Annotated in this window: 22 protein-coding genes, 2 tRNA genes and 3 pseudogenes; 6 read left to right on the top strand and 21 right to left on the bottom strand. The window is 57.0% G+C overall.

Annotation, left to right across the window (positions count from 1 at the left end):
* The 12 genes and pseudogenes from proS to JCM25354_RS16020 all read right to left on the bottom strand — a co-directional run bounded on the left by proS (position 1) and on the right by JCM25354_RS16020 (position 13,145).
* Positions 1-1,326 (bottom strand): proline--tRNA ligase, encoded by a 1,326-nt coding sequence (gene proS / locus JCM25354_RS02255; protein ID WP_025884804.1) that lies wholly within the window; start codon positions 1,324-1,326, stop codon positions 1-3.
* Positions 1,327-1,394: 68 nt separating this feature from the next.
* Positions 1,395-3,041, bottom strand: coding sequence for a ribonuclease J (locus JCM25354_RS02250; RefSeq protein WP_025884803.1), 1,647 nt, complete (start codon positions 3,039-3,041; stop codon positions 1,395-1,397).
* A gap of 33 nt (positions 3,042-3,074) precedes the next feature.
* On the bottom strand, positions 3,075-3,866 hold the full coding sequence (locus JCM25354_RS02245) for a type III pantothenate kinase (RefSeq protein ID WP_025884802.1): 792 nt from the start codon (positions 3,864-3,866) through the stop codon (positions 3,075-3,077).
* Positions 3,867-3,876: 10 nt separating this feature from the next.
* Entirely contained in the window at positions 3,877-4,605 is a 729-nt protein-coding gene (locus JCM25354_RS02240) for a biotin--[acetyl-CoA-carboxylase] ligase (protein WP_025884801.1), read from the bottom strand.
* A gap of 22 nt (positions 4,606-4,627) precedes the next feature.
* Positions 4,628-4,702: transfer RNA gene (locus JCM25354_RS02235), tRNA-Val, on the bottom strand.
* Between the two features lie 49 nt (positions 4,703-4,751).
* Complete coding sequence (locus tag JCM25354_RS02230; RefSeq protein WP_025884800.1) at positions 4,752-5,036, bottom strand: HU family DNA-binding protein; 285 nt, start codon at positions 5,034-5,036, stop codon at positions 4,752-4,754.
* A 235-nt stretch (positions 5,037-5,271) separates the two neighbouring features.
* Entirely contained in the window at positions 5,272-7,728 is a 2,457-nt protein-coding gene (gene lon / locus JCM25354_RS02225; RefSeq protein ID WP_025884799.1) for an endopeptidase La, read from the bottom strand.
* 157 nt (positions 7,729-7,885) lie between these two features.
* Positions 7,886-9,154: an ATP-dependent Clp protease ATP-binding subunit ClpX gene (gene clpX, locus JCM25354_RS02220; protein WP_025884798.1), complete on the bottom strand. Its 1,269-nt coding sequence runs from the start codon at positions 9,152-9,154 to the stop codon at positions 7,886-7,888.
* Positions 9,155-9,358: 204 nt separating this feature from the next.
* Complete coding sequence (locus JCM25354_RS02215; protein ID WP_025884797.1) at positions 9,359-10,003, bottom strand: ATP-dependent Clp protease proteolytic subunit; 645 nt, start codon at positions 10,001-10,003, stop codon at positions 9,359-9,361.
* A 136-nt stretch (positions 10,004-10,139) separates the two neighbouring features.
* A complete protein-coding gene (gene tig / locus JCM25354_RS02210; protein WP_025884796.1) occupies positions 10,140-11,471 on the bottom strand; it encodes a trigger factor in 1,332 nt (443 codons plus the stop codon).
* A 100-nt stretch (positions 11,472-11,571) separates the two neighbouring features.
* A tRNA-Leu gene (locus JCM25354_RS02205) sits at positions 11,572-11,656 on the bottom strand.
* A 27-nt stretch (positions 11,657-11,683) separates the two neighbouring features.
* Positions 11,684-13,145 (bottom strand): annotated as a pseudogene (locus tag JCM25354_RS16020) (NAD(P)H-hydrate dehydratase).
* 137 nt (positions 13,146-13,282) lie between these two features.
* On the opposite strand from JCM25354_RS16020, the gene JCM25354_RS21980 reads away from it, so the two are divergent.
* From JCM25354_RS21980 to JCM25354_RS21960, 6 genes are all read left to right on the top strand, one after another.
* A complete protein-coding gene (locus tag JCM25354_RS21980) occupies positions 13,283-13,531 on the top strand; it encodes a hypothetical protein (protein WP_243443838.1) in 249 nt (82 codons plus the stop codon).
* Complete coding sequence (locus JCM25354_RS21975) at positions 13,528-13,734, top strand: hypothetical protein (RefSeq protein WP_243443837.1); 207 nt, start codon at positions 13,528-13,530, stop codon at positions 13,732-13,734. Before JCM25354_RS21980 ends, JCM25354_RS21975 begins: the two co-directional genes overlap by 4 nt.
* A gap of 906 nt (positions 13,735-14,640) precedes the next feature.
* Positions 14,641-16,245: a DEAD/DEAH box helicase gene (locus JCM25354_RS16010; RefSeq protein ID WP_051537177.1), complete on the top strand. Its 1,605-nt coding sequence runs from the start codon at positions 14,641-14,643 to the stop codon at positions 16,243-16,245.
* A gap of 6 nt (positions 16,246-16,251) precedes the next feature.
* Positions 16,252-16,539: a hypothetical protein gene (locus JCM25354_RS21970; protein ID WP_243443836.1), complete on the top strand. Its 288-nt coding sequence runs from the start codon at positions 16,252-16,254 to the stop codon at positions 16,537-16,539.
* Positions 16,476-16,820, top strand: coding sequence for a class I SAM-dependent RNA methyltransferase (locus JCM25354_RS21965; protein WP_243443835.1), 345 nt, complete (start codon positions 16,476-16,478; stop codon positions 16,818-16,820). Before JCM25354_RS21970 ends, JCM25354_RS21965 begins: the two co-directional genes overlap by 64 nt.
* A 308-nt stretch (positions 16,821-17,128) precedes the next feature.
* Entirely contained in the window at positions 17,129-17,536 is a 408-nt protein-coding gene (locus JCM25354_RS21960; protein ID WP_243443850.1) for a class I SAM-dependent RNA methyltransferase, read from the top strand.
* On the opposite strand, the gene JCM25354_RS02175 is transcribed toward JCM25354_RS21960, so the two are convergent.
* The 9 genes and pseudogenes from JCM25354_RS02175 to JCM25354_RS22895 form a co-directional block, all read right to left on the bottom strand.
* On the bottom strand, positions 17,527-17,898 hold the full coding sequence (locus JCM25354_RS02175; RefSeq protein ID WP_025884794.1) for a HesB/IscA family protein: 372 nt from the start codon (positions 17,896-17,898) through the stop codon (positions 17,527-17,529). The two genes, JCM25354_RS21960 and JCM25354_RS02175, sit on opposite strands and share 10 nt — an antisense overlap.
* Positions 17,899-17,913: 15 nt before the next feature.
* The gene (locus JCM25354_RS02170; RefSeq protein WP_025884793.1) at positions 17,914-18,297 is read right to left on the bottom strand and encodes an SUF system Fe-S cluster assembly protein; all 384 of its coding nucleotides are present in this window, start codon (positions 18,295-18,297) and stop codon (positions 17,914-17,916) included.
* A 17-nt stretch (positions 18,298-18,314) separates the two neighbouring features.
* Positions 18,315-19,552, bottom strand: a pseudogene (locus JCM25354_RS16000) (cysteine desulfurase).
* Positions 19,549-20,764: pseudogene (gene sufD / locus JCM25354_RS23675) on the bottom strand (Fe-S cluster assembly protein SufD). The pseudogenes JCM25354_RS16000 and sufD overlap by 4 nt, the downstream one beginning before the upstream one ends.
* Positions 20,761-21,531 (bottom strand): Fe-S cluster assembly ATPase SufC, encoded by a 771-nt coding sequence (gene sufC / locus JCM25354_RS02155; protein WP_025884792.1) that lies wholly within the window; start codon positions 21,529-21,531, stop codon positions 20,761-20,763. The pseudogene sufD and the gene sufC overlap by 4 nt, the downstream one beginning before the upstream one ends.
* Positions 21,532-21,542: 11 nt before the next feature.
* Positions 21,543-23,033 carry a Fe-S cluster assembly protein SufB gene (gene sufB / locus JCM25354_RS02150; RefSeq protein ID WP_025884791.1) on the bottom strand — a complete coding sequence of 497 codons (1,491 nt, stop codon included), beginning with the start codon at positions 23,031-23,033 and terminating at the stop codon, positions 21,543-21,545.
* Position 23,034: 1 nt separating this feature from the next.
* Entirely contained in the window at positions 23,035-23,502 is a 468-nt protein-coding gene (locus JCM25354_RS02145) for an SUF system Fe-S cluster assembly regulator (protein ID WP_025884790.1), read from the bottom strand.
* 130 nt (positions 23,503-23,632) lie between these two features.
* Positions 23,633-24,406 (bottom strand): DUF445 domain-containing protein, encoded by a 774-nt coding sequence (locus JCM25354_RS15990; RefSeq protein ID WP_279379530.1) that lies wholly within the window; start codon positions 24,404-24,406, stop codon positions 23,633-23,635.
* Entirely contained in the window at positions 24,376-24,963 is a 588-nt protein-coding gene (locus JCM25354_RS22895) for a DUF445 family protein (protein WP_279379529.1), read from the bottom strand. Before JCM25354_RS22895 ends, JCM25354_RS15990 begins: the two co-directional genes overlap by 31 nt.
* Positions 24,964-25,032: the final 69 nt, after the last annotated feature.

The raw sequence follows: 25,032 nt of genomic DNA, 5'->3' as shown, positions 1-25,032 counted from the left end.
TCAGGCGGCGTCCTTGCCCAGTACCTTGGCCAGCGCCTCGTCAGCCGAAAGTTCAAGACGCTCGCCCGTGGCACGGCGCTTGAGTTCGACCTTGCCCTCTTTCGCCCCGCGCGGACCAACGATCATCTGCCAGGGATGACCCATAAGATCGGCATCATTGAATTTTACGCCAGCGCGCTCGGCACGATCATCATAAAGGAATGCATCAGGGGAAGCCGCATAGAGCTTTTCACACAATGCATCGACGGCTTCATCACCCGGCTTGAGGCTGAGAATTGCCGCACGATACGGCGCCACTGAATCCGGCCAGATGATACCTGCCTCATCATGGCTGGCCTCGATGATCGCGCCAGCAAGACGTGACACGCCAATGCCGTAGGATCCCATCTCAGGGAAAAACTGGTTGCCATCAGCACCGCTGACCGAAATCCCCATGGATTCCGTGTATTTCGTGCCAAAATAGAAGATATGACCGACCTCGATACCGCGACCTTCACGACGACGATCGGCGGGAACGTCTTCCCACGCCTTCTCGTCATGCATTTCATCCGTTGCGGCGTATGATTTCGTCACACCGTTGAAGAAGGTCTCAAGGCTCTTGTGATCAGCAATATCAACAGTTTCGGCCAGCCAGTCCTGTTCTTCCAGAGCCGCATCGAAGAACACGCCGCTTTCGCCTGTCGGAGCCAGAACCAGGAATTCATGGCTCAGATCACCACCAATCGGCCCGGTATCGGCTTTCATCGGTACGGCACGAACACCAAGACGCTGGAAGGTGCGCAGATAGGCGAGCAACATGCGACGATAGGATGCAACGGCATCTTCATAGGACGCATCGAAAGAATAGGCATCTTTCATGAAGAATTCGCGGCCTCGCATAACACCAAAGCGCGGGCGCAGCTCGTCGCGGAACTTCCACTGAACATGATAGAGCGTCTGGGGCAATTCGCGATAGGATTTCACGACCTGGCCAAAGAGATCGGTGATCATTTCCTCATTGGTCGGTCCGTAGAGCAGCTCGCGATCCTGACGGTCGCGAATGCGCAGCATTTCCGGTCCATAGGCATCGTAACGACCGGAGCGCTTCCATAATTCGGAAGACTGCACAGTCGGCATCAGCAATTCCTGCGCGCCAATGGCATTCTGCTCTTCGCGCACGATCTGTTCGATATTGCGCAAAATCCGAAGTCCTGCAGGCAACCAGGCATAGATACCTGCTGAAGTCTGACGCACCAGACCAGCACGCAGCATCAGTCTGTGAGAGGCAATCTGGGCTTCGGCAGGGACTTCTTTGAGAGTAGGCAAAAAACCACGGGACAGACGCATCGAGCTAGACCATTCTGAAGAAAGATGGTGCGCCTTTCACGGCGCGTTCGAAAAAATTCGCTGCAGGATCAGACCCGCAGAAGATGAACATCGACCAACGGACGCTTCTGCAGCTTCCGCCCCAGAGCGCGCCGTAATGCCGTTTTCGCTGCATCGCGAAAGGCATCGTCATCGCGACGCAGGTCATCAGGGATCTCGTCGATCGCATCGGCGAATTCTTCAGAAATACGTGTGCTCTCAGGGTCTTCGGCTTCAAGCAGACCCGGGGCGCTGATCTTGGGCATGCCTATTACGTAGCCCTCATCATCCACCGCAAAGCTCGCAATGACCATGCCATTGAAGAGCATCTTGCGACGCGCAGCAAGTACGCCACCGGTCATGGGAAGCAGACGCCCGCCATCAAGTGCCAGACGGCCTGTCGGTGCCGTATCGACCACTTCAACATGATCGGGAGCAAGACGCAGCAGATCACCATCTTCGAGCAGAATGGCTTCTGCACCCGTCTCGCGGGCCAGAGCCGCATGAGCAGTCAGATGACGCCATTCTCCATGGGTAGGCACGCTGTATCTGGGGCGCACGAGACTGTAGAGGTGACGCAGATCATCAGCTGTGGCATGGCCCGACACATGCACCAGATGATCCTTGTCGGTCAGCACTGTAGCACCGCGACGCGTCAGGTTATCCTGCACCGCCATGACTGCCTGCTCATTACCGGGGATCATACGCGACGAATAGATAACAGTATCCCCCTCACCCAGCGCAATGTTCGGATGAACATCAGAGGCAATGCGTGACAGAGCGGAACGCGGCTCGCCCTGGCTGCCCGTAATGATCATCAGCAGGCGATTATCAGGGACCGAATTTGCTTCGCGTTCATCAAGGAAAGGCGGAATATCCTGCAGATAGCCACATTCACGGGCTGCAACCTCGAGATTGCGCAGTGAACGCCCTACGACCATGACCTGACGCCCTGCGGCCCTGGCTGCACGGGCAATGCTTTCAACACGAGCCACGTTACTTGCAAAACACGTAATGGCGACACGGCCATGCAGGGTCTTGATCAGAGCGGCCATGGAATCCCGCACCTGGCCTTCCGTGCCGGAAATGCCGTCGCGGAATACGTTGGTGCTGTCACACACCATGGCCAGAACGCCTTCATCACCCACGGCCTTGAAGGCATCAAGATCAGTCAGCGGACCAACCACGGGCTCACGATCGAGCTTGAGGTCACCAGTATGAACAATCGTCCCATAAGGCGTGCGCAACACGAGCGACTGCGCTTCGGGCACGGAATGGGTCACGTTGATGAATTGCAGGTTGAAGGAACCAACCTCGAAACGCGCACCCATAGGGATGGTATGAATCGCCACCTGGGGAAGCAGATGGGCTTCACCCAGCTTGCGACGCAGCACAGCAGCGGCGAAAGGGGTCGCATAAATGGGGCAACGCAATTGCGACCAGAGATGCGCAACTGCGCCCAGATGATCTTCATGCGCATGAGTGATCACCAGACCACAAAGGCTTTTGTGACGCTCTGCGATAAAGAGCGGATCGGGCATCAGGATCTCTGCCTCGGGGGTATCATTACCCGAAAACCCGATCCCGCAATCGATGGCCAGCCATTTACCGTCGAGACAGTAAAGATTGAAATTCATGCCGATCTCGCCCGTCCCGCCCAATGGCAGAAATGCGAGACCCTTTTCAGTCACGGACATTCAAAATTCCTAAATTTGGAGAAAAACGCACCTTCATCCTGGTGCCGGAATGAATTCACCCGTCGAGTTGCGCGCAGCAAGAAGGCGCAGCCCGTCGAGCGTGAGAGTAGGAGCAACATGCTGGAACAGATCTGTTCCTTCAGAGAAAAGCGGGGCCAGTCCGCCTGTCGCGATCACCTTGATCGGTGTGGCCATCTCAAGCGCAATACGCGAGACGATCCCTTCCACCAGACCGACATAACCCCAGAAAAGACCAGACCGCATCGCCACTGTGGTACTACGGCCGATCGCAGAAGAAGGACGGCCGACACTGATGCGTGGCAGACGTGCGGCGGCCTGATGCAGTGCCTCAAGCGAGAGATTCACGCCGGGCGCAATGGCTCCACCGCAAAAAGCCCCCTCCCCATCCACGACATCAAAAGTGGTTGCCGTGCCAAAATCCACCACGACAAGAGGGCCGCCGAAGAAATGCTGTGCCGCCAGCCCGTTGAGACGGCGATCCACTCCAACCTCCGAAGGGGTATCCACCTTGAGCGGATAGCCCCAGTCAAGCGCCGTATTCGCAATCAGCGGTTCAACATCGAGCCATTCGCGACACAGACGTCGCAGATGATAAAGCGCAGCCGGAACAACAGTGCCTATGATGGCACGTGAAATGGATTGTGGGTGCAAGCCGGACCGCTCGATAAGGCTCAGAAGCCACACAGCATAATCATCGGAAGTACGCTGATCATTGGTCGATATACGCCAGGTACCACGCCATTCCCGACCGTCATGCACGGCAAAAACAATATTGGTATTACCGGCATCGACAACGAGGAGCACAGACCGTCTTTCACCCTAGCAGTAGAATCTCTCCCGTCGAGAACGTCTGGATTTCGTCCCGATCGGTTTGGAGAAGGAGCCGACCGCATGCGTCAAGGCCCACGAAGAAACCCTCAATATAGTCAGCGCCCTTCTGAACCGCAAGCCGTGAGCCCGGATCATGTGCCCGGTCGAGCCAGGCCATGCGGATCGGCGCGAAACCTTCACGCTCCCAACGGTCGATCCAGAGACCGAATTGCGCGAGAATACACTCTGCAAGCCCTTCAGGAGCAATCTCAGCACCCAGGGTGACAGCCGAAACAGTCCTGCGCCCTTCAATGACAGGCGCAGTCTGCAAGTTGACCCCAATGCCGGTTACAATCCACGCTGCATCTGCAATACCGCCGCGCTCGATCAGCACGCCGCAAAGCTTGGCACCTTCACACACCACGTCATTGGGCCATTTTAGGCGCAATTCCGCATGGGGCAGGAAGGAACAGAGAGCTTCATGCAGGGAAACCGCCACGAGAAACGGCATGACCTGAGCGAGCTCCTCGAGCCTGTCGTGACGAAGCAGGAATGAAAACGAGAGATTACCTTCCGGTGCAGTCCAGACACGTCCACGCGTGCCTCTTCCCGCTGTCTGGCTGTATGCCAGAACGGCGTGCCCGCTTGGGGCACCGTTCTCAGCGAGCTGTTTGCAGAAATCGGAGGTCGACCCAAGCGTTTTGTAACACGTCAGGGACCAGAGGAAGCTCATAACTCTTCCGTATACTGAGGAATGGTGGGCGATGACAGGATTGAACTGCCGACCCTCTCGGTGTAAACGAGACGCTCTACCGCTGAGCTAATCGCCCTCAGGACAGGAGGCTTCGAATCGCCGCCTGTCGTTGAAGAGGGAATACTTTAACTGACAGCATCCTTCAAGCCCTTGCCTGGGCGGAAACGTACAGAAATCGATGCAGGAATGTCGATTTCTTCACCGGTGCGCGGATTACGGCCTTTCGCGGCTTTACGCGTCGTGGTTGCAAAAGACCCAAAACCCACCAGACGTACTTCCTGTTTACGTACCAGAGCCTCTTCGATACTGGCAAAGAGAGCTTCGACCACATCCCCGGCCTTTGCCTTGGGAAGATCGGTCTTCTCGGCAACCGCTGCAATGAGCTCCTGTTTGTTCAGCGGCTTTTCCATCTTGTCCTCTTGAAAAATCTCTTTGTTCGACCTGATGCCAGTCTCCCGGCTTGTCCAGTCAGGCACTATGAAGGCGTTTTCTATCACGTCAACCGTACAGACCGCGCCCGGACTGCACAAATCAACGCTTTAACCAACGCTGCGACTTTCCTGCCATGGCCATGAAAATGGCCGCTCCTTTCGGAGCGGCCATGTCACATACAGGATCGCGCCTGTTCAGCCGAACTGTATCGCCTCAATGAGGCAGCTGACTGGCAAGTGTCTCTGCTGAACGACCCGCCGGAATATCTTCCTCGTCCCATTCGATTGCTTCAAGCGGACGCACAAGAGCTGCCGCAAGAACCTGATCAACATGGGAGACCGGAACAATCGTCAATGCTTCTTTGACGTTATTCGGAATTTCAGCAAGATCCTTTTCATTATCCTTGGGAATGAAAACGGTCGTGATACCGGCGCGCGTTGCAGCCAGAAGCTTTTCCTTCAGACCGCCAATTTCGAGTACACGACCACGCAAGGTGATTTCACCTGTCATCGCGACATCGCGACGAATTGGAATACCGGTCATGACGCTAACAATCGAGGTGGCCATGGCAACACCGGCAGAAGGACCATCCTTTGGTGTTGCCCCCTCAGGTACATGAACGTGGATATCACGCTTTTCGAAAATTGACGGCTTGATACCAAAAGTCTGCGCACGCGAACGAACATAGGATACGGCAGCAGATACACTTTCCTGCATGACCTCACCAAGTTTGCCCGTAGCCTTGACCTGCCCCTTGCCGGGCAGAATGACGCTTTCAATCGTCAGAATCTCGCCACCTACTTCAGTCCAGGCAAGACCGGAGACCATACCGACCAGATCCTCGGCCTCTGTCTCTCCATGCCTGAAACGACGTACACCTGAAAATTCTTCGAGGTTTTCCGGCGTTACTGCGATGGTTTCGACCGACGACGTTACCAGCCGCTTGACCACACGACGGGCGATCTTGGCAATCTCGCGCTCGAGATTACGCACGCCGGCCTCACGCGTATAATGCTGGATCAGACTGCGTAGCGCAGCGTCGCTGATCGACCATTCATGCGGTTTGAGGTTGTGCGCCTCAGCCTGCTTGCCTACCAGATGACGCCGTGCGATCTCGACCTTCTCATCCTCGGTATAACCTGACAGACGGATGATCTCCATGCGGTCCAGCAATGGCTGCGGCATGTTCAGACTATTCGCCGTTGTGACGAACATCACGTCGGACAGGTCGTAATCGACCTCGAGGTAGTGATCATTGAATGTGCTATTCTGCTCCGGATCCAGCACCTCGAGAAGAGCTGAAGACGGATCACCGCGCCAGTCCGAGCCCAGCTTGTCGATTTCATCAAGCAGGAAAAGCGGGTTTGACGTCTTGGCTTTCTTCATGCCCTGAACGATCTTGCCGGGCATTGAACCGATATAGGTACGACGATGTCCGCGAATTTCGGACTCGTCATGCACACCGCCCAGAGACATACGCACATACTGACGCCCTGTCGCTTTCGCTATCGAGCGCGCCAGCGAGGTCTTGCCTACACCGGGCGGACCAACGAGACAGAGAATCGGGCCCTTGAGCTTCTGGGAGCGGGTCTGTACCGCCAGATATTCCAGGATACGTTCCTTGACCTTTTCCAGTCCGTAATGCTCTGATTCAAGCACCTCCTCGGCTGCCGCAAAATCACGGGAGACCTTGGAACGCTTTTTCCAGGGAATGCTCAGGATCCAGTCAAGGTAATTCCGTACGACAGTTGACTCAGCCGACATGGGGCTCATACCGCGCAGCTTGCGCAGTTCACCCAGCGCCTTCTCTCGCGCTTCCTTGCTCAGCTTCGTTTTCGCAATGCGCTCTTCGATTTCAGCGGTTTCATCGCGTCCGTCCTCTCCCTCGCCGAGCTCCTTCTGGATCGCCTTAAGCTGCTCGTTGAGATAGTACTCGCGCTGGGTCTTTTCCATCTGCCGCTTGACGCGATTACGGATCTTCTTCTCGACCTGAAGAACCCCGATCTCCTGCTCCATATGGGCGAAGACCTGTTCAAGGCGATGGCTGACCGAGCCACCTTCAAGAATCTCCTGTTTCTCGGCGATCTTCAGATTGAGATGACTGGCGATCGTATCAGCCAGTTTCGAGAGATCCTCGATCTGGTTAAGCGACACCATGACTTCAGGTGCAATTTTCTTGTTGAGCTTGATGTACTGCTCGAATTGGGAAATGGCTGTACGCCCCAGTGCCTCAACTTCACTTCCCGTTTCCGGCGCGTCGGCGATCTCCTCGATTTCAGCCTCGAAGTGACCGTCAATATCGTGGAATTCCTTGATACGCGCACGACGAATACCCTCTACGAGCACCTTGACCGTGCCATCGGGCAGTTTGAGTAATTGCAGGATCGTTGAAATCGTACCGAAGCGATAGATATCATCGGCTGGCGGATCATCCTGTGATGCATTTTTCTGCGCCACAAGAAGGATTTGCTTGTTGTCCCGTGTTACCGCCTCAAGGGCACGAACAGATTTCTCCCTGCCCACAAACAGCGGCACGATCATGTGCGGAAAGACGACAATATCGCGCAGCGGCAGAACGGCAATTGTTTTTACCGGGTTTGCCTTGACTTCTTCTGCCTTGACTGCGGTAGAGAGCTTGCTCGCCGCAGTCTTCCTCTTTTTTTCACTCATAAAACTCTGATCTCCTTGAGGACGATCCCGGCACTGTCACCCGAAATTTGGCGTGAACGACGCCGCGTCTTTTCTACCGATAAAGGCAGGTTTTTTTCATATGAGAATGACGGGCCGATGCGACAAGCCAGCCCGTCTTGTTTAAAGCGGAAAACACCTAGGCGGATTGCTCTGCCGGTTCACTGGCCTTGCTCTGGCCATAGACATAAACAGGCGCTGCACGACTTTCAGCCACATCCTTGTTGATAACGACCTCTTCCACCCCGTCGAGACCGGGCAGATCGAACATTGTCCCGAGCAGAATGGCTTCCATGATCGAACGCAAACCACGGGCACCTGTCTTGCGAGCGATGGCACGCTGGGCGATCTGGACCAGAGCATCATCAGTGAAGGTCAGAGCCACTCCCTCCATCTGGAACAGGCGCTGATACTGCTTGACAAGCGCATTCTTCGGCTTGGAAAGAATAGCAACCAGTGTCTCTTCATCCAGATCTTCAAGCGTCGCCACAACGGGCAGACGACCGATAAATTCCGGAATCAGACCGAATTTCAGCAGATCCTCAGGTTCGACATCATGCAGCACAGCACCCAGTCGACGGTCATCGGGGTTCTGCACATCGGCACCGAAACCGATGCCCGACCCCTTGCCACGTGCCGAGATAATCTTGTCCAGTCCGGCAAAGGCGCCACCGCAGATAAACAACATGTTTGTCGTATCAACCTGCAGGAATTCCTGCTGGGGATGCTTGCGCCCTCCCTGGGGCGGCACTGAGGCGACTGTACCTTCCATCAGCTTGAGAAGGGCCTGCTGCACACCTTCACCACTGACATCACGCGTAATCGAGGGATTGTCGGATTTACGCGAAATCTTGTCGATCTCGTCGATGTAGACAATACCGCGCTGCGCCCGCTCGACATTGTAATCGGCAGCCTGAAGCAGTTTGAGAATGATATTCTCGACATCCTCACCCACATACCCGGCTTCAGTCAGGGTTGTGGCGTCAGCCATTGTAAAGGGTACATCGAGAATACGCGCCAGCGTCTGGGCGAGCAGTGTCTTGCCAGAGCCGGTCGGACCGATAAGCATGATATTGGACTTTGCAATCTCGATATCATTGCTCTTCTGGGAATGGGCAAGACGTTTGTAATGGTTATGGACGGCCACGGAGAGCGCGCGCTTGGCGATAAACTGGCCAATCACATAATCGTCGAGAACCTTGCAGATCTCTTTAGGAGTCGGGACCCCATCACGCGATTTCACAAGATGCGTCTTGTGTTCTTCACGGATGATATCCATGCACAGCTCGACGCATTCATCGCAGATGAAGACGGTTGGACCGGCAATGAGCTTGCGCACCTCGTGCTGCGACTTGCCGCAGAACGAGCAATACAGGGTGTTTTTCGAATCGCCGGTCTTGTTAGTCATCGTTGCTCCTCCTCCCCGATCGGCCTGGCCATGCGGCGAGAACGCGACAGGGGGAATTCCAAACTTAGGCCAGGCAACAAGAGCCCGGCAAGCCCCTCCGGTCAGAGGCTGAAACGGGGCCAGCAGGCCCCGAGCGTAGAACCACTTGTTGCGGCCTTGCGTCAGATCCGGCGAGAGGGCCGGACCTCGCAACCGGGAACAGGCTTAGCCCTGCTCTGGGACACTTTTGGGACGCGCCTGGACAACTTCGTCAACCAGACCGAATTCTCTTGCTTCATCAGCCGAGAGATAGGTGTCACGTTCGAGCTTCTGCTCGATCTCTTCAAGGGTCCGCCCTGTATGGTGACGATAGATCTCGTTCAGGCGCTTGCGTATTTCAAGAATTTCACGAGCCTGGATTTCGATATCAGACGCCTGACCCTGCGCTCCACCGGATGGCTGATGCACCATGACGCGTGCATTCGGCAGACAGAACCGCCGCCCTTTTTCACCGGCAGCAAGAAGCAGCGAGCCCATGGAAGCCGCCTGCCCGATACAGACTGTGCTGACGGGGCAGCGGATATATTGCATCGTGTCGTACATCGCGAGACCGGCTGAAACAACGCCGCCCGGACTGTTGATATAAAACGAGATTTCCTTGCTCGGATTGACGCTCTCCAGATAGAGAAGCTGCGCCGAGATGACGGCGGCTACCTGATCGTAGACCGGACCTGTCAGAAAGATAATCCGCTCCTGCAGGAGACGGGAATAAATATCGAAAGCCCGTTCGCCGCGTGACGTCTGCTCAACGACCATCGGTACGAGCGCATTATTGAAGATCTCGACAGGATCGCGATCTCTCATGGCCATTTCCGTTCCTAACTGCCACCGGCCCTGATCGGGCCGGTGTGTGACTTCTCTAATCTTGGTATGGCCACCATGAACGCCTAGAGCCCGTCCGTCAAAAAACGAACGGACTCCGGGAGTTTCGGTGCGAATCAGATGATCAGAGATCGGCTGGCGGAATTTCGGCCAGCTCTTCAGGCGTCACTTCCTTGTCTGTGACCTTGGCCAGCTCGATCAGATAGTCGACAACCTTGTTCTCCAGAATCGGACCGCGAAGACCGTCAGCAGCCTGCGGATTCTTGCTGAAGAATTCGAACACGGCCTGCTCCTGCCCCGGATAGCGCATGGCTTCCTGACGAACGGCCTGCATCAGCTCTTCGCGGGAAACCGTGATTTCCTTGCTGCGGCCGATTTCTGCCAGAAGAAGACCAAGCTTTACGCGGCGTTCAGCAATCTTGCGGTAATCAGCGCGCAGGGTTTCCTCATCCTTGCCTGCATCTTCCTCATCTATCTCGCCGGAAGCACGATCCTGCTCGACGCGCTGCCAGATCTGGCCGAATTCGCTCTCGACCATGCTCTCGGGAGCCTCGAACTCGGTCTTGCCAGAAAGAGCATCCAGCAGCTCACGCTTGATGCGCAGACGTGACAACTGGCTGTATTCACCCTCAGCCTGCTTGACGATGATGTCACGCACCTGGGCGATGTTCTCGAAACCGATCTTCTTCGCCAGCTCGTCATCGAGCGCCGGATCTACCGGCGTCTTGAGAGCATTCGCCTTGATGTCGAAGGTCGCTTCCTTGCCAGCCAGCTCCTTGGCCTGATACTCGGCGGGGAACGTGACGGTGATCACCTTTTCTTCCCCGGCCTTCATGCCTTCAAGCTGTTCGGCGAAACCGGGGATGAAGCCATCACCACCGATCTCGACATTGACGTCCTGCGCCGTACCGCCATCGAAAGGCGTGCCGTCCAGCTTGCCGACAAAGTCGCAGTTCACGACGTCACCCTGACGGGCAGCACGATCTTCCTCGATCGTTTCAAAGCTGCGCTGACGCTTGGCGAGCTCGGCAAGGGCCTTGTCGATGGTTTCATCAGCCGGCTTGGCAGTGAGACGGGTCAGCTCAAGCCCTGACAGATCGGGAAGGGCGATTTCCGGCAGAATCTCGAGTTCGATCTTGAATTCGAGATCACCTTCACCCTCGCCACCTGATACCAGCTCGACTTTCGGCTGCACAGCAGGGCGCAGCTTGTTGTCTTCCAGCACCTTGGTCGTGGATTCGTTAACGACCTGCTCAAGGATCTCACCGTTCAGAGCGGCGCCATAGCGCTGCTTGACGAGCGATGCGGGCACCTTGCCAGGACGGAAGCCAGGCAAATTGATCGTACGGCCGAGCTCGGCGAGACGAGCGGCGCGTCGCGCCTCCAGATCGCCAGCCGGCACAGTGACGGTAAAGCCGCGCTTCAGACCTTCGGATTGCGTTTGGGTAACCTGCATCTGTCAGGCGATCCTCTATTGACCGGGTTGCCATCGGGGCCCTGCGCCTGGCTTCATCGCAGCACAGGCAAGGCAGGAACCCCGACTAAGGAGAATTATTTGGTACGGGCGGAGGGACTTGAACCCCCACGACTTGCGCCACCAGAACCTAAATCTGGCGTGTCTACCAATTCCACCACGCCCGCACACGCAGTCCCGCCGGAGCAGGACCGTCAAGCGCGCCGCTTTACAGCAAGATCTTCCATTCCACAAGCCAGTGCGATCGCCTTGGCACGAGCATCGCCAAGATGAGAATCCAGAGCCTCAACAATTGGCCAGTTTCCGGCTCTCAATCCAGCTTCTCCGTGCAGCCATACACCCGCACAGGCAGCTTCCCATGTTGCCATACCCGCCGCCAGCATTGTTGCGATCACGCCGGAAAGCGTATCGCCGGAACCTGCCGTGGCAAGTGCCGGACTTGCATGGTCATTCAGAGCCACTCTCCCGTCAGGTGCTGCAATAATACTTACCGCCCCTTTCAATACGACTGTTGCTCCGATCTGCCGCGCTGCCTCACGAACCGCCATGACAGGATCATCACCGGGAGAGCCGAAAAGTCTGGTAAACTCTCCGATATGAGGCGTGATGACGGCAACACCTTCCAGTCTGGCCGGGCATTCACCTGCCCAGCCCAGCGCCCCGGCATCGGCAAGCACAATACGTCCCGCACGTAGGAGTACGGGGAGACTCGCTTCGACTTCTCCTTCCGTCAGGCCGGGGCCGCAGAGCCATACCTTGCGCCGGTCGTCCTCAAGCAGGGCTTCAAGCGGCGCTTCGTCGATAACGAGTCCCGGCGCGCCGAGACGATAAGCTTCTGCCCCTTGACCTGCACTTATCCGTACCAGACCTGCCCCACTTGCCCGGGCACCCGCTGCTGCCAGACGCGTGGCACCTGGCATGACCTGCCCAGCACACAGGCTGACAACGCCACGACGATATTTGTGATCTTCAGGCTCATCGCCGGAATGCGCCACAAGCCGGGCTGGTTAAGCCAGGTATCGGGCGCAGCATGGGCAAGGCAGTCTTCAGGCATGCCGATATCAGCCCATACGACTTCGCCGCAAACCGCACGCCCGGGATAGAGAATATGGCCAGGTTTCGGGCGAACAAAAGTCACACTCAGACAGTAATCTGGCCCTTCGGCATGATGGCTCCCGTACTGCCATTGATCGCGCTCGGCAGATCGACCGCAACCAGTCTTTTTGCCGCTGACAACACGCCCATGATTCCGGAAGAAGGCGGACGATCAAGTCCCGCCCCGAAAATGGCATCAATCACCAGATCGGCCCGTGCCACATTTTCTGCCGTAAAAGCGACTCTGTTACCGCGAAACCGGGATGCAGCTTCAGCCGCAGGACCGGGAACCCGTGGCGGAACGAAATATGATACCTGTACCGGCCAGCCTGCACGCTCCAGATAGCGCGCAGCAACATAACCATCGCCACCATTATTTCCCGGCCCACAGAGTACCAGCACGCGACAAGGCGCAAAACGTGCCCGAACGGCCTGGGCAACGGCCCATCCCGCGCGCTCCATCAGGTTGGCGATCCCAACCGTCTCGCTCGCCTTTCTGTCCATGAGACTGCATTGTGCAGGTGTTGGCAGGGAAAAACGCAGATCCGGCTTCATGATCATTTCATTCCGATATTGATGATTTCGTGCATGCTGCTAGGGAACGTCGCAGAAAGCTCCAGTATTCCAGATCCCGCTTTTCAGGGCCCTGATCCTGAGGACGCCGATCCTTTCTGGACCCGATCCTTGATGGAGAAAACATGTCGAACCCGTTTCTCTGGAGCGTGATCCTTGCGCTTCATCTTCTGTGCATGGCTTACTGGATTGGAGGCGGTCTTTACGCTGCGATCGTCAGCCGCTCGACGGTTGCTCTGCTTGAACCCGCTCAACGGCAGAATGTACAGATCCAGCTGATCGGTCGTTACTTCCGCGCCTTGCTTCATGTTATCCCGACTGCCCTGATCACGGGCTGGCTGCTGGTTATCCATATGGTGGATTCGGCGCCATGAGCCTGCCAATCAACATCATGCAGGGCCTTGCTCTCATCATGGCGCTACTTTTTGCCAGCATCTATTTCGGGCCTTTCCAGAGCCTTCGCCGCGCCATCCGGCCACAGCCCTCACAGTTTGACAAGGTACGCAAGCGCGTCATCCTGATGGTCGCCATAGGCGTTCTGATCGTATTCTGCGCTGCCACAGGCGGGAATGTATGACGCGCCTCTGGCGAACACCCGACAAAAGGCAGAAAAAAGAACCGAAAACCGCTGATCTGGAGCCCGATCAGCGGAAAACCTTGCCTTTTACAGGATTTCGCGATAACGCACGGGCGACTGGCCAAGGCCCTGCGCTTGCCCTGCTGTAAAGAGGCCATGCCTGAGCGCCGTATATTTTCTAGACCTCCATAGTTATCAGAGAGCAGTTTGACCGCAAAATCGACCGCAGGTTCGGCAAAAACCTCCCCCGCACGCAAGAAACGTTCCTCCTCCAAGGCAGAACTTCAAGCGGTGGAGTCCGTGGCAGAGGCGCAGCCTCGCAACACTCAGTCTGACGCACCCGCCGTCGAGAATGCGCCCAAAGCAAGACGCGGCCGCAAGCCAGTCATCAGCAGCGCCACAACAGAGAAAACAACCATCACAAAACCTGCCCGTGTCAGAACCACAGCAGTGAAAAAGACCGCTCCGACAGCCGAAGCTGTCACTGTCGCCACTTCGGAACAGGAAGTCCCGGTCAAGCGCGGACGTGGCCGTCCTCGCAAGACTCCCCTTGCTGCTGTCATGGATGAAGAAGTCGCCAGCAAGACAGAGGGTGCACCGGAAGAACCCAAGGCCAAGCCCGGCAGAAGACCAGTTGCCAGCAAGGTTTCAGCAGGCAAGACGGCAGTCACTAAATCCGTCTCGCGCAAGCCTCGCGCAACAGCCAAGGCTGCCCCCGTCCTTGCTGAACCCGTCGCGTTGACTAATGAACCCGACACAGACACGCCCCGGGGCCCACGCAAGCGTACAGCCCGTAGCACTGTTGCCAAACTCGAACCTGCCCTGAAAGAAGCAATTGCAGACATTGCTCCTCAGGAAAATGAGTCACACGTTGAAGAGGAGTCTGTGGTCGCCCTCCCTCTCGCGATAGAGCCTGCAGTACAGACCCCTCCCAGACGCGGCCGCCGCAAGCCCAGCACGACTGAAACAACGACACAGACCTCCTCTGCTGTACTGCCTCAGACGACACCGCCTCTCGACCAAGAGCCGGACCTGAAAGCTGTTGCCGAGACACCCAGACCACGCTTCTCCGAACTTGGCCTGTCGGCTCCTGTCATGCGTGCCATCGAGGAGATGGGCTATGAGCATCCGACTCCAATCCAGGCACGCGCCATCCCTGTCGTTCTGAGCGGTCAGGATGTGCTTGGCGTCGCCCAGACCGGTACGGGAAAGACCGCTTCCTTTACCCTCCCCATGATCGAGCGACTCGCTGGATCGCGCGCCCGCGCCCGCATGCCTCGCTCCCTCATTCTTGAGCCTACGCGTGAGCTGGCACTCCAGGTTGCCGAAAATCTCACCCTTTACGGCAAGCATCTGCGCCTTAACCATGCCCTTCTCATCGGTGGTGAAAGCATGGCCGATCAGCGTGCAGTGCTGAATCAGGGCGTTGATATCCTGATTGCAACACCTGGGCGCCTGATGGATCTGTTCGACCGGGGGGGGCTGCTTCTGACGCAAACCGGTATCCTGGTTATCGACGAAGCCGACCGCATGCTGGATATGGGATTTATTCCCGACATCACGCGTATCGTTTCCATGCTTCCTGCAAATCGCCAGACTTTGCTTTTTTCAGCAACCATGGCGCCGGAAATCCGGACACTGGCAGATCAGTTCCTGCATTTGCCAGAAGAAATCACCGTTTCGCGCCCCTCATCGGTTGCAACCACAATCGAGGAAGCCCTTCTAGTTGTCGATGAACATGAGAAGCGTCGTGTGCTTCGCAAATTGCTGCGACGTAAAAACGTGCAGAACGCGATCGTCTTCTGCAACCGCAAGCGCGACGTTGATGTGCTCTACAAATCCCTGCACAAGCATGGTTTTGCTGTAGGTCATCTGCACGGAGACCTTGCCCAGTCGCTTCGTTTCAAGACGCTTGAACGATTCAAGGCAGGCGAGCTTCAGATTCTGGTCTGCTCGGACGTGGCTGCTCGCGGCATTGATATTGGCGGCCTTTCCCATGTGTTCAATTTCGATCTGCCTTTCAATGCAGAGGATTATATCCACCGTATCGGCCGCACCGGACGTGCAGGAAAAACAGGCCATGCATTCAGTCTGGCTTCCCCACGCCAGAAATTACTGGCCGAGGCAATCGAGAAGCTGAAACATGCCCCGATTCCATCCATCAGCATCGATGGAATCGAGACCTTGCCCTGGGCAGATCCCGAACAGGAAAACAGCCATCCGGAACGCCGTGAAAAGCGCCACGGAAAAGACCGTGGCGGTCGCCAGAACCGTCATGGTGAAAACCGTGATCGTGACCGTACTGGAACAGGCAATGCGTCGCGTCAGCCGGTACGCGACAAGGATGAGGCGGGTGGCATCTCGATTGCTCCCACGCCTGCCTTCGATCACGATGCCCCACGCACCGGATTCGGCCATGACACACCGGCCTTCATGCTGCTGCCGCGCCGCAATCGCAAGGCAGAACACGATGATCAGGTTGGACCGATCCAGCATCGCGGGACTGTCTGATCCCTGATGGCCTCTCTTATCGAGACGAAGGTCCTCTCCTTCGGCGCGAATGGCGACGGGCTTGTTCTTATCAAGGACAAGCCCGCCTACATTCCTGAAACTGTTCCGGGCGATACACTCAGATTACGCTATGACGACTCCCGTCATGTCGAGCTGATCGACATTCTTGCCCCCTCCCCCGATCGGTCCCCCCTGTCTGTTCCCTTTTCGGGAGTTGCGGTGGCTGCGCGATGCAGACCACCTCCCGTCCGGCCCTGCTGGACTGGAAGATCGGGCTGGTTCAGCATGCCCTGACCCGTTCCGGGTTCGAGACCCTGCCGCGTTTCGATGCAATGCAGGTTGATGCAGAGAGCCGTCGCAGAATAGATCTCGCCTTTCAGCGTCAACCCGGCAAGATCATTCTGGGCCTTCATCGTCGCCATGGCGACGTAGTGGACATGACAGAATGTCATGTCATCGAGCCAAGCCTGCTTGCTCTTCTCGACCGCTACGCGAGGTTCTCGGATCTCTGGGCGCTGTTACGGGAGGGGGCGATCTCCAGATCAATCTGTACAGTTCGGGCCCGGATCTTCTGATTGCGACTGACGCAGCGCTCGTCCCGACAGACCGGGTCAAACTTGCCTCCTTCGCCCGTACCCATAAAATTCCCCGTATTTCGTGGCGCTCCAGACGCAGGCCGAGTGACGGCTACGAGATTGTCGCTCAGCAGGGCCCGGTTTTCCATGCTTTCGGAGCAGTCAGGCTGACGCCACCACCAGGCGGCTTTCTGCAAGCCACCAATCAGAGTGAGTCAGCGATTGCCGATGCTGTTCTGAACGCGCTGCCTACGCTGAATCGTCGTGACCCGATCATCGAGCTTTTTGCGGGTTTTGGCACACTTACCGTGCCACTCGCACAAAAAGGGCGCGTATTGGCTTATGAGGGGCATTCCGAAGCGATCGCTGCACTTAAATCAGGTGCCATTGGCCAGCGTATTGAAACCACTCACCGCGATCTGACACGCCAGCCCCTCATTGCCAAGGAGTTTGCCAAAGCACGGGTCATCGTTCTTGACCCGCCTCATGCTGGCGCATTGTCGCAGATGGATCATATTGCGCGGTCCGGCGTCGAGGATATTATCTATGTAAGCTGTAATCCGCAGGCGCTTCAGAAGGATTCAGCTCTTCTGCAGAAGGCAGGTTATGAGGTACTTTCGGTTGCGGTCATTGATCAGTTTCTCTGGTCAACCGAGGTAGAAGCGGTCGTCAGCTTCACCAAAAGCAAAAAGAGGCTTTCACGTCGTCAGACGTGAAAGCTTTCACCGCAGCCGCAACGGCCTTTTTCGTTAGGATTGGTAAAAGTAAATCCTGACTCGAGATCCTTGACCTCGTAATCCATCACCGTACCGATCAGAAAAAGCGTTGCCTTGCGATCAACAAGAAGCAGGAGCCCCTGATCCGTGACGCGTTCATCGCTTGGCGCTGCTTCTTCCACGAAGCTCATATCATAGGACATACCAGAACAGCCGCGTGTATTGACACTGATGCGGAGGATCTGCCCTTTGTTTGCACCTTCGTAGAGCTGCTTCAGTCGCTTTGCCGCACGTTCGGTCATCTGCATCAGCGGAGGCAGCTCCCGTTTGACGGGCATCGGGGCAGTCTGTGTATCGCTCATCTCTCTTCTCCCCGTTCAGAACATATTCAGCGCAAGACGCGCGTCATCGCTCATACGGCTCATATCCCATGGCGGATCCCAGACGATGGCAACACTGGCCTTGGTGACTTCTGGCAGGGCGGCAACAGCCTCGCGAACCTGTTCAGGCAGCTCCTGCGCACTGGGACAGTTAGGTGCGGTCAAGGTCATTTCGATATCAACACGACCGTCATCATGCAGATCGATTGCGTAGATAAGGCCAAGCTCATAGATATTAACCGGAATCTCAGGATCATAAACGGTCGCAATGGCCGATATGACACTGTCCTCATCCGCGAGACCCGAAGAGGTAGTCTCAACAGATCCATCCTCGTCCGTAGCGCCGAGTGGTCTGGTCAGGATATGATTTTCGTCCGTCATGGTGTGATCTCCCTGCGTCAGACCAGCATCTGTCGGGCACGCAAGACGCCCTTGGCCAATGCATCGATATCATCACGCGTCGTATAGACGCCAAAACTTGCTCTTGCTGTTGCCGTCAGGCCCAGACGACGGATCAGGGGTTCCGCACAATGCTGCCCTGCCCGGATAGCAATACCCTGACGATCCAAGAGTACTGCCAGATCATGTGGGTGTGCACCTTCTACAATGAAAGAGACTACGCCCCCTTGTTCAGCAGGTGACCCGATGAGCCTGACCCCTTCACATGCACCCAGTGTCGCGCGCGTATAGGAGACCAGCGCCTCTTCGTGAGCGGCAATTGTTTCAGCGCCAAGCTTGTCCATGAAAGAGAGTGCGGCGCCGAGGCCGATCACCTCAATAATAGGCGGCGTGCCGGCTTCGAATTTATGGGGAATTCGGGCCCAAGTCGATTTTTCGAAACTTACGCTCTCGATCATCTCGCCACCGCCCATGAAGGGTGGCATGGCATCGAGCAGTTCAGTCCGCCCCCACAACAGACCAATGCCGGTCGGGCCGTAAAGCTTGTGTCCGGTACATACAAAAAAATCAGCGTCGATGTCCTGCACATCGATCTTGCGATGCACCGCAGATTGCGATCCGTCGAACAGGATACGCGCGCCGTGGCGATGGGCCAGGCGCGCCAGCTCTTTTGCCGGGGTCAAGGTCCCAAGCACGTTAGACATATGGGTAATGGCCACCAGCCCGACACGTCCGTCCTGGAGCAACCCTTCATAAGCCTCCAGATCGAGATCGCCCTGCCCGGTGATGGGGGCAATGCGCAGGTCGATTCCGGCGCGGTCACGCAGCATCTGCCACGGCACGAGATTGGAGTGGTGCTCCAGCTCCGAGATCAGCACAGCCTGCCCGGGTTTGAGCAGAGCCCCGAAGGAATGCGCGACGAGATTGATCGCCTCGGTGCTGTTACGCGTGAAGACGATCTCGTGACGATCCGGCGCATTGAGAAAACGGGCAGCCTGCGTGCGCACCGATTCATACGCCTCGGTTGTGCGCTCGCTCATCCAGTGCAGTCCGCGATGGATGTTCGCGTATTGATGCTGCATGGCCTGAGCCATGGCGTCTATAACGCAATCCGGCTTTTGCGCCGAGCTGCACTGTCAAGAAAGACAAGCGGACGCCCGTGCACGGTTTCCGACAGAATCGGAAACTGGCTGCGCAACGTCGCAAAACGGTCGAGAACGTCGTTCGAGGTCATCATGCCTCTCTTTTCTGCCACCATGCATCAACACGTCGGTCGAGCAATGCATAAGCGGTTCATCCGTCACCAGTGCCAGAGCATCCAGCAGGAAGGCTCGCACCAGAATGGCGCGGGCTTCAGCGTGCGGAATGCCCCGCGCACGAAGATAAAAGAGTTGTTCTTCATCAAGCGCACCGACAGTGGCACCATGACTGCATTTGACATCGTCCGCGTAGATCTCAAGCTCCGGCTTGCTGTCGATCTGCGCTTTTTCCGATAGAAGAAGGGCCTGGTTCATCTGGTAGCCATCTGTCTTCTGGGCAATGCGATCGACGTAGATCTTGCCCTGGAATACACCATGGCCGGCATCCATAAGGACATTCTTGACTGTCTGACGTGAATTGCAGTCAGGGGCGGCATGGGTAATGACCGAAGTCAGATCGGCATGCTGCGTGCCAGCCAGAAGCTGCGCCGCGTTGACATGCACGATAGCATGCCTGCCGCCCAGATGCGCCAGAACCTCATGACGCGAAAGCTTCGCCCCGAGGGTCAGCGTGAAGCTGTCATAAGTGCCATGCTCGGCAATCCGGGCATTGACCAATGCAAGATTGGTCGCCTCAAGCTGTCCTGCTGCACACGCAGATGCGTCAAATGCGCCTTTTCCGCCACCGAAACCGTAAGGCCCGGATTGGCGAGATAGGTACCTTCTCCCGACTGGATGTCGAGCAGAGTCAGTTTCGCACCTGCTTCCAACGTGATCTGATGTGCAAGATGCGTTGAAACCTGATTGCCACTGGTGACCAGAGACACAAGGGCAATCCGGCCAGCATCGATACCTGCTGCCACCCGCAGGGCAAGCCCCGGCTGCTGCACGGCACTGTTAAGCACGCTCAGTGGGCGGTCCGTCAAAAGTGGAGTGTCGAGATCAACGATCTCGACCGTATCCGGCAGGCTGGTAAGGGCAGAGACTGCAACGCCATTGACGAAAACGACGCGATGACCCTCGAGCGCTTCGGGCGCGAGACGGGCAAGAAGAGCCTCTGCTTCATCACCCAATACAGCTTCAGGGGTGGTGAAAATGCTCTTGTCGAGATCACGCAGCGGTGTGTAACGCCAGGCTTCGAGGCGACGCTGCGGCAGACCCTGACGCTGTAGCAGGCTGCGCGCCTCACCCTGATGCGCCCGCGAAAGAAAGGATTCGATCGCAGGAGAAATGGCGGTTACGCCGCTCATGCCACCGCCTCGAGATATTGCTGATAACCCTGAGCCTCAAGCGCCAGCGCCACTTCGCCACCGCCGCTATGGATGATCTTGCCCTTGGCCATGACATGCACACGATCAGGCTTGATGTAATCCAGCAGGCGCTGGTGATGGGTGATGATCAGGGCGGAGAAGTCAGATCCGCGCAGGCTGTTCACGCCCTCTGCCACGATACGCAGCGCATCGATATCGAGACCGCTATCCGTTTCGTCAAGAATGGCAAATTTAGGCCGCAGCATACGCATCTGCAGCACTTCGTTGCGCTTCTTCTCACCGCCGGAAAAGCCGACATTGACGTTGCGCTTGAGCATGTCGTCGGACATGTGCAGGTGCTTCGTCTCGGCGCGAACGGCCTTGAGAAAGCCCACGGCATCAAGCTCTTCTTCCTTGCGGGCGCGACGCACCGCATTGACCGCCGTGCGCAAGAAATTGGCATTATTCACGCCGGGCAACTCGATCGGCGCCTGAAAGGCGAGGAACACACCGAGGGCGGCGCGTTCTTCCGGCTCAAGCGCCAGCAGATCCTCGCCGAGGAACTCGGCGCTGCCACCCGTTACTTCGTAGTCTTCACGACCGGCGAGCACATAGGAGAGCGTCGACTTGCCCGAACCGTTCGGCCCCATGATCGCGTGGATCTGGCCCTTGGGCACTTCGAGGTCGAGACCGCGCAGAATCTCCTTCGGGGTTCCGTTATCGTCAATCTGCGCACAGAGACCAGAAATTTTCAGAAAATCATTCATGATGCGGCTCTTTACCCGACGCTACCTTCAAGACTGAGTTGCAGGAGCTTCTGAGCTTCCACTGCAAACTCCATGGGGAGTTCCTTCAGGACATCCTTGCAGAACCCGTTGACGATGAGGCCCACGGCATCTTCTTCCGACAGGCCACGTGACCGGCAATAGAAAAGCTGGTCTTCAGAAATCTTCGAGGTGGTCGCCTCATGCTCGACACGCGCCGTCATGTTGCGGTTCTCGATATAAGGCACGGTATGCGCGCCACACTGATCGCCGATCAGCAGACTGTCGCATTGCGTGAAATTGCGCGCGCCCCGAGCCTTGGGCATCATACGCACCAGACCGCGATACGTGCTGTCGGAGTGCCCGGCAGAAATGGTCTTGGCGATGATGGTCGAGCGGGTATTGGGCGCCAGATGGATCATCTTCGTACCCGTATCGGCCTGCTGACGGTTGTTGGTGACAGCCACCGAATAGAACTCGCCCACCGAACCCTCGCCCGCGAGGATGCAGGAAGGATATTTCCAGGTGATGGCAGACCCCGTCTCGACCTGTGTCCAGGAGATCTTGGCATTGCGACCACGGCAGGCACCGCGCTTGGTCACAAAGTTATAGATGCCACCCTTGCCGTTCTCATCGCCCGGATACCAGTTCTGCACTGTGGAATATTTGATCTTGGCGTCGTTCATCGCCACGAGTTCGACCACCGCAGCATGAAGCTGGTTCTCGTCGCGCATCGGCGCAGTACAACCCTCGAGATACGAGACTGTGGCGCGATCTTCGCAGATGATAAGCGTACGTTCAAACTGCCCCGTATTACGTGCATTGATGCGGAAATAGGTAGACAGCTCCATCGGGCAGCTTACACCCTCAGGTACATAAACGAACGAACCGTCAGTAAAGACTGCCGAATTCAGCGCCGCGAAGAAATTGTCACTCACAGGCACGACGGAACCGAGATAGCGCTTCACCAGTTCGGGATGCTCACGAATGGCATCCGAAATCGGGCAGAAGATGACCCCGGCTTCCTCAAGAGTCTTGCGGAAGGTTGTTACGACCGAAACAGAATCAAACACGGCATCAACAGCAACCGGTAGACGGGCCTCAGGCTCGCCAGCCCCTTCGACACCCGCCAGAATGGCCTGCTCGTGCAACGGAATTCCCAGTTTCGCGTAGGTGCGCAAAAGCTCAGGATCGACTTCCTCAAGCGATTTCGGGCCAGGCTTCTTTTTCGGCTCGGCAAAATAGAAAGCATCCTGGTAATCAATCGCCGGATATTCCGGCTTCTGCCAGCTGGGCTCTTCCATGGCCTGCCAGGCACGAAACGCCTGCAAACGCCAGTCGAGCATCCATTCAGGCTCTTGCTTGCGTGCCGAGATGAACCGGATGGTTTCCTCGCTCAGCCCCTTGGGGGCGAACTCCATTTCGATATCAGTCTCGAAACCCCATTTATAGGTCGATTGACCGAGTGTTTCGACGGCTTCACGGGTTTCCGTTACGGCTGGCATCTCATCCCTCCCTGGCAGGATGATGATCATGAGCGACGCAGCGTGATGCAGGCGCAAAACCGCCCGTCAGATGCGCGCGACTCATATCGTCAAGATTGATGGATTCGAGTGTCGAGCGGATGGCCCTGTTAACCATGTCCCACTGACCGGATGACAGGGCGCAAAGCGATTTCGCTTCACAAACCCGTCCTTCGACACAGGCAGTCAGGGCAATTGGACCATCGACCGAGGTGATGACGGCGGCAATCGAAATATCAGCCAGAGATCGCGCCAGCCGGTACCCGCCGCGTGCGCCACGATGCGAGGCAACCAGACCGTCCGCAGCCAGCCCCTTGAGCAGCTTGGCAACAGTCGGTTCCGGCACACCGGTCGCTGCCGCAAGCGCGGTGGCTGTCACAAGCGTGTCCTGCTGGCCAAGCTGCACGAGCAGAACCGTTGCGTAATCAGCGAGTTTCGATAACCTGAGCATTCGGCTCCCTCGATCAGTCCCGCATGGACAGAAATTAAAGACCTAAATGGTGCTATTTTCATAGCAGATGCGCGCGCAAGGCCGCTGCGTCAACCCTTTTCAGCATCAGCTTTGCAGAGAAAGACGTCGTCTAGCCTAGATGGCCGAAGCAAAGTCTCATGAACATATCAAGAACAGCGCCAACGACAAATCCGACCAGCGTGCCATTGATACGGATATACTGCAGGTCGCGGCCAACACGCTGCTCAAGCCTTGCCGAAAGCTCGGCGGGGTCCCAGCGTTCCATGACCGAAGCGATATAAGCCGCCAGTTTGTCACGCAGCGACGGCAATATCCTGACAAGGGTAGTTCTGAGCGTCTGTTCCAGGCGCGCGCGCATGGCTGGATCATGATCGAGCTGATCAGCCAGACTGAGCAGCGCCGCCTCTATCACGCTTCGGCTCCACCCCTCATCACTGGCCAGATCGGCCTCGGCAAGCCCCCGGAAACGTTGCCAGATTTCCGACCACCAGAGCTTGAGGCTGTCATGTCCGAGATAACCCGATATGGCATCGCCAAACTGGGCACGACGTTCCGGGTCCTGTTCCAGACGGTCGATTTCCTGTCGGATCCAGCCTGTGAATCCCTCACGCAATTCAGAATCCCGCGGATCAACGCGATCAAGTTCCAGATAAAGCGCCGTTATGACCCTGCTGGCTACTGATGGGCCTATCGCCCAGCCAATCATGCGGCCGCCCTGTTCGCGCACACGCTCCTCGATAAAGCTGCGAAGCGTTGCCTCGCGTTTCTGTACCCCACCCTTGAAGCGTTCAAGCAACGCGGAAAGCACTTCCTGATGCAGCTCATCATCGACCAGCGCTCTCAGCGCGCGCGTTACCACGTTGATGGAGGTTTCACCGCGCACCAGAACCGGCAATGCTTGGCTATTGCAGCAGAAGCTCGCCCGTCCTCAAGTCTGTCGAGCATGTCAGGCACGCTGCGGCGCAGAGCCGCCGCTGCCGCATTGACTGTACGGGGCTGACGCAGAAGATTGGCCAGTATGCGTGCCACATCGGCCGCCGCCAGGGCACGGCCTGCATCTTCTTCAGTAAAGAACTGCGTAGAGACAAAGCGCCCCAGCGCACGCGCCAGACGCGGCTGCTGCCGGGGCAGTACTGCCGTATGAGGGATAGGCAGGCCCAGCGGATGCCGAAACAGGGCCGTGACGGCGAACCAGTCCGCAATACCGCCAACCACCCCGGCCCGTGCGCCGGAACGCAGCACCTCGAGCAGAAAATGATCTTTCACCAGTCCCATGGCGGGCAGCCCTGCAGAAAGAACCATGACCCCGCCCATCGACACCAGCAGCCCTCCCGCAAGACGTCGGGAAGCTCTCAGGCTCGCAAGAGCCTCGGCGTCTGAGGCGCTGCCTTCAGCCTGACGTTCGCCACCAGGGGAATGATCGGAATTCGGATGATGCATTTCCGACCGATTACCACTTGCGGGATAAAAAGTCCTGCACCTCGGCGATCCTCCATTGCCATCATGCCT

Source organism: Asaia prunellae JCM 25354 (assembly GCF_000613885.1).
Taxonomy (GTDB): domain Bacteria; phylum Pseudomonadota; class Alphaproteobacteria; order Acetobacterales; family Acetobacteraceae; genus Asaia; species Asaia prunellae.
Note: the sequence above shows the minus strand (reverse complement) of the source record. Positions and strands in the feature narration are given on the sequence as shown.

Excerpts from the sequence above, each read along its gene's own strand:
- tig (WP_025884796.1), bottom strand. The coding sequence starts at position 11,471 with ATGCAGGTTACCCAAACGCAATCCGAAGGTCTGAAGCGCGGCTTTACC.
- sufB (WP_025884791.1), bottom strand. The coding sequence starts at position 23,033 with ATGCCAGCCGTAACGGAAACCCGTGAAGCCGTCGAAACACTCGGTCAA.
- JCM25354_RS21965 (WP_243443835.1), top strand. The coding sequence starts at position 16,476 with ATGCAGACCACCTCCCGTCCGGCCCTGCTGGACTGGAAGATCGGGCTG.
- JCM25354_RS22895 (WP_279379529.1), bottom strand. The coding sequence starts at position 24,963 with ATGCATCATCCGAATTCCGATCATTCCCCTGGTGGCGAACGTCAGGCT.
- JCM25354_RS02215 (WP_025884797.1), bottom strand. The coding sequence starts at position 10,003 with ATGGCCATGAGAGATCGCGATCCTGTCGAGATCTTCAATAATGCGCTC.
- clpX (WP_025884798.1), bottom strand. The coding sequence starts at position 9,154 with ATGACTAACAAGACCGGCGATTCGAAAAACACCCTGTATTGCTCGTTC.
- proS (WP_025884804.1), bottom strand. The coding sequence starts at position 1,326 with ATGCGTCTGTCCCGTGGTTTTTTGCCTACTCTCAAAGAAGTCCCTGCC.
- JCM25354_RS02145 (WP_025884790.1), bottom strand. The coding sequence starts at position 23,502 with ATGCTCAGGTTATCGAAACTCGCTGATTACGCAACGGTTCTGCTCGTG.
- JCM25354_RS21970 (WP_243443836.1), top strand. The coding sequence starts at position 16,252 with ATGGCCTCTCTTATCGAGACGAAGGTCCTCTCCTTCGGCGCGAATGGC.
- JCM25354_RS02170 (WP_025884793.1), bottom strand. The coding sequence starts at position 18,297 with ATGACGGACGAAAATCATATCCTGACCAGACCACTCGGCGCTACGGAC.
- JCM25354_RS02230 (WP_025884800.1), bottom strand. The coding sequence starts at position 5,036 with ATGGAAAAGCCGCTGAACAAACAGGAGCTCATTGCAGCGGTTGCCGAG.
- JCM25354_RS21975 (WP_243443837.1), top strand. The coding sequence starts at position 13,528 with ATGAGCCTGCCAATCAACATCATGCAGGGCCTTGCTCTCATCATGGCG.
- JCM25354_RS02250 (WP_025884803.1), bottom strand. The coding sequence starts at position 3,041 with ATGTCCGTGACTGAAAAGGGTCTCGCATTTCTGCCATTGGGCGGGACG.
- JCM25354_RS21980 (WP_243443838.1), top strand. The coding sequence starts at position 13,283 with ATGTCGAACCCGTTTCTCTGGAGCGTGATCCTTGCGCTTCATCTTCTG.
- JCM25354_RS02175 (WP_025884794.1), bottom strand. The coding sequence starts at position 17,898 with ATGAGCGATACACAGACTGCCCCGATGCCCGTCAAACGGGAGCTGCCT.
- sufC (WP_025884792.1), bottom strand. The coding sequence starts at position 21,531 with ATGAATGATTTTCTGAAAATTTCTGGTCTCTGTGCGCAGATTGACGAT.
- lon (WP_025884799.1), bottom strand. The coding sequence starts at position 7,728 with ATGAGTGAAAAAAAGAGGAAGACTGCGGCGAGCAAGCTCTCTACCGCA.
- JCM25354_RS02240 (WP_025884801.1), bottom strand. The coding sequence starts at position 4,605 with ATGAGCTTCCTCTGGTCCCTGACGTGTTACAAAACGCTTGGGTCGACC.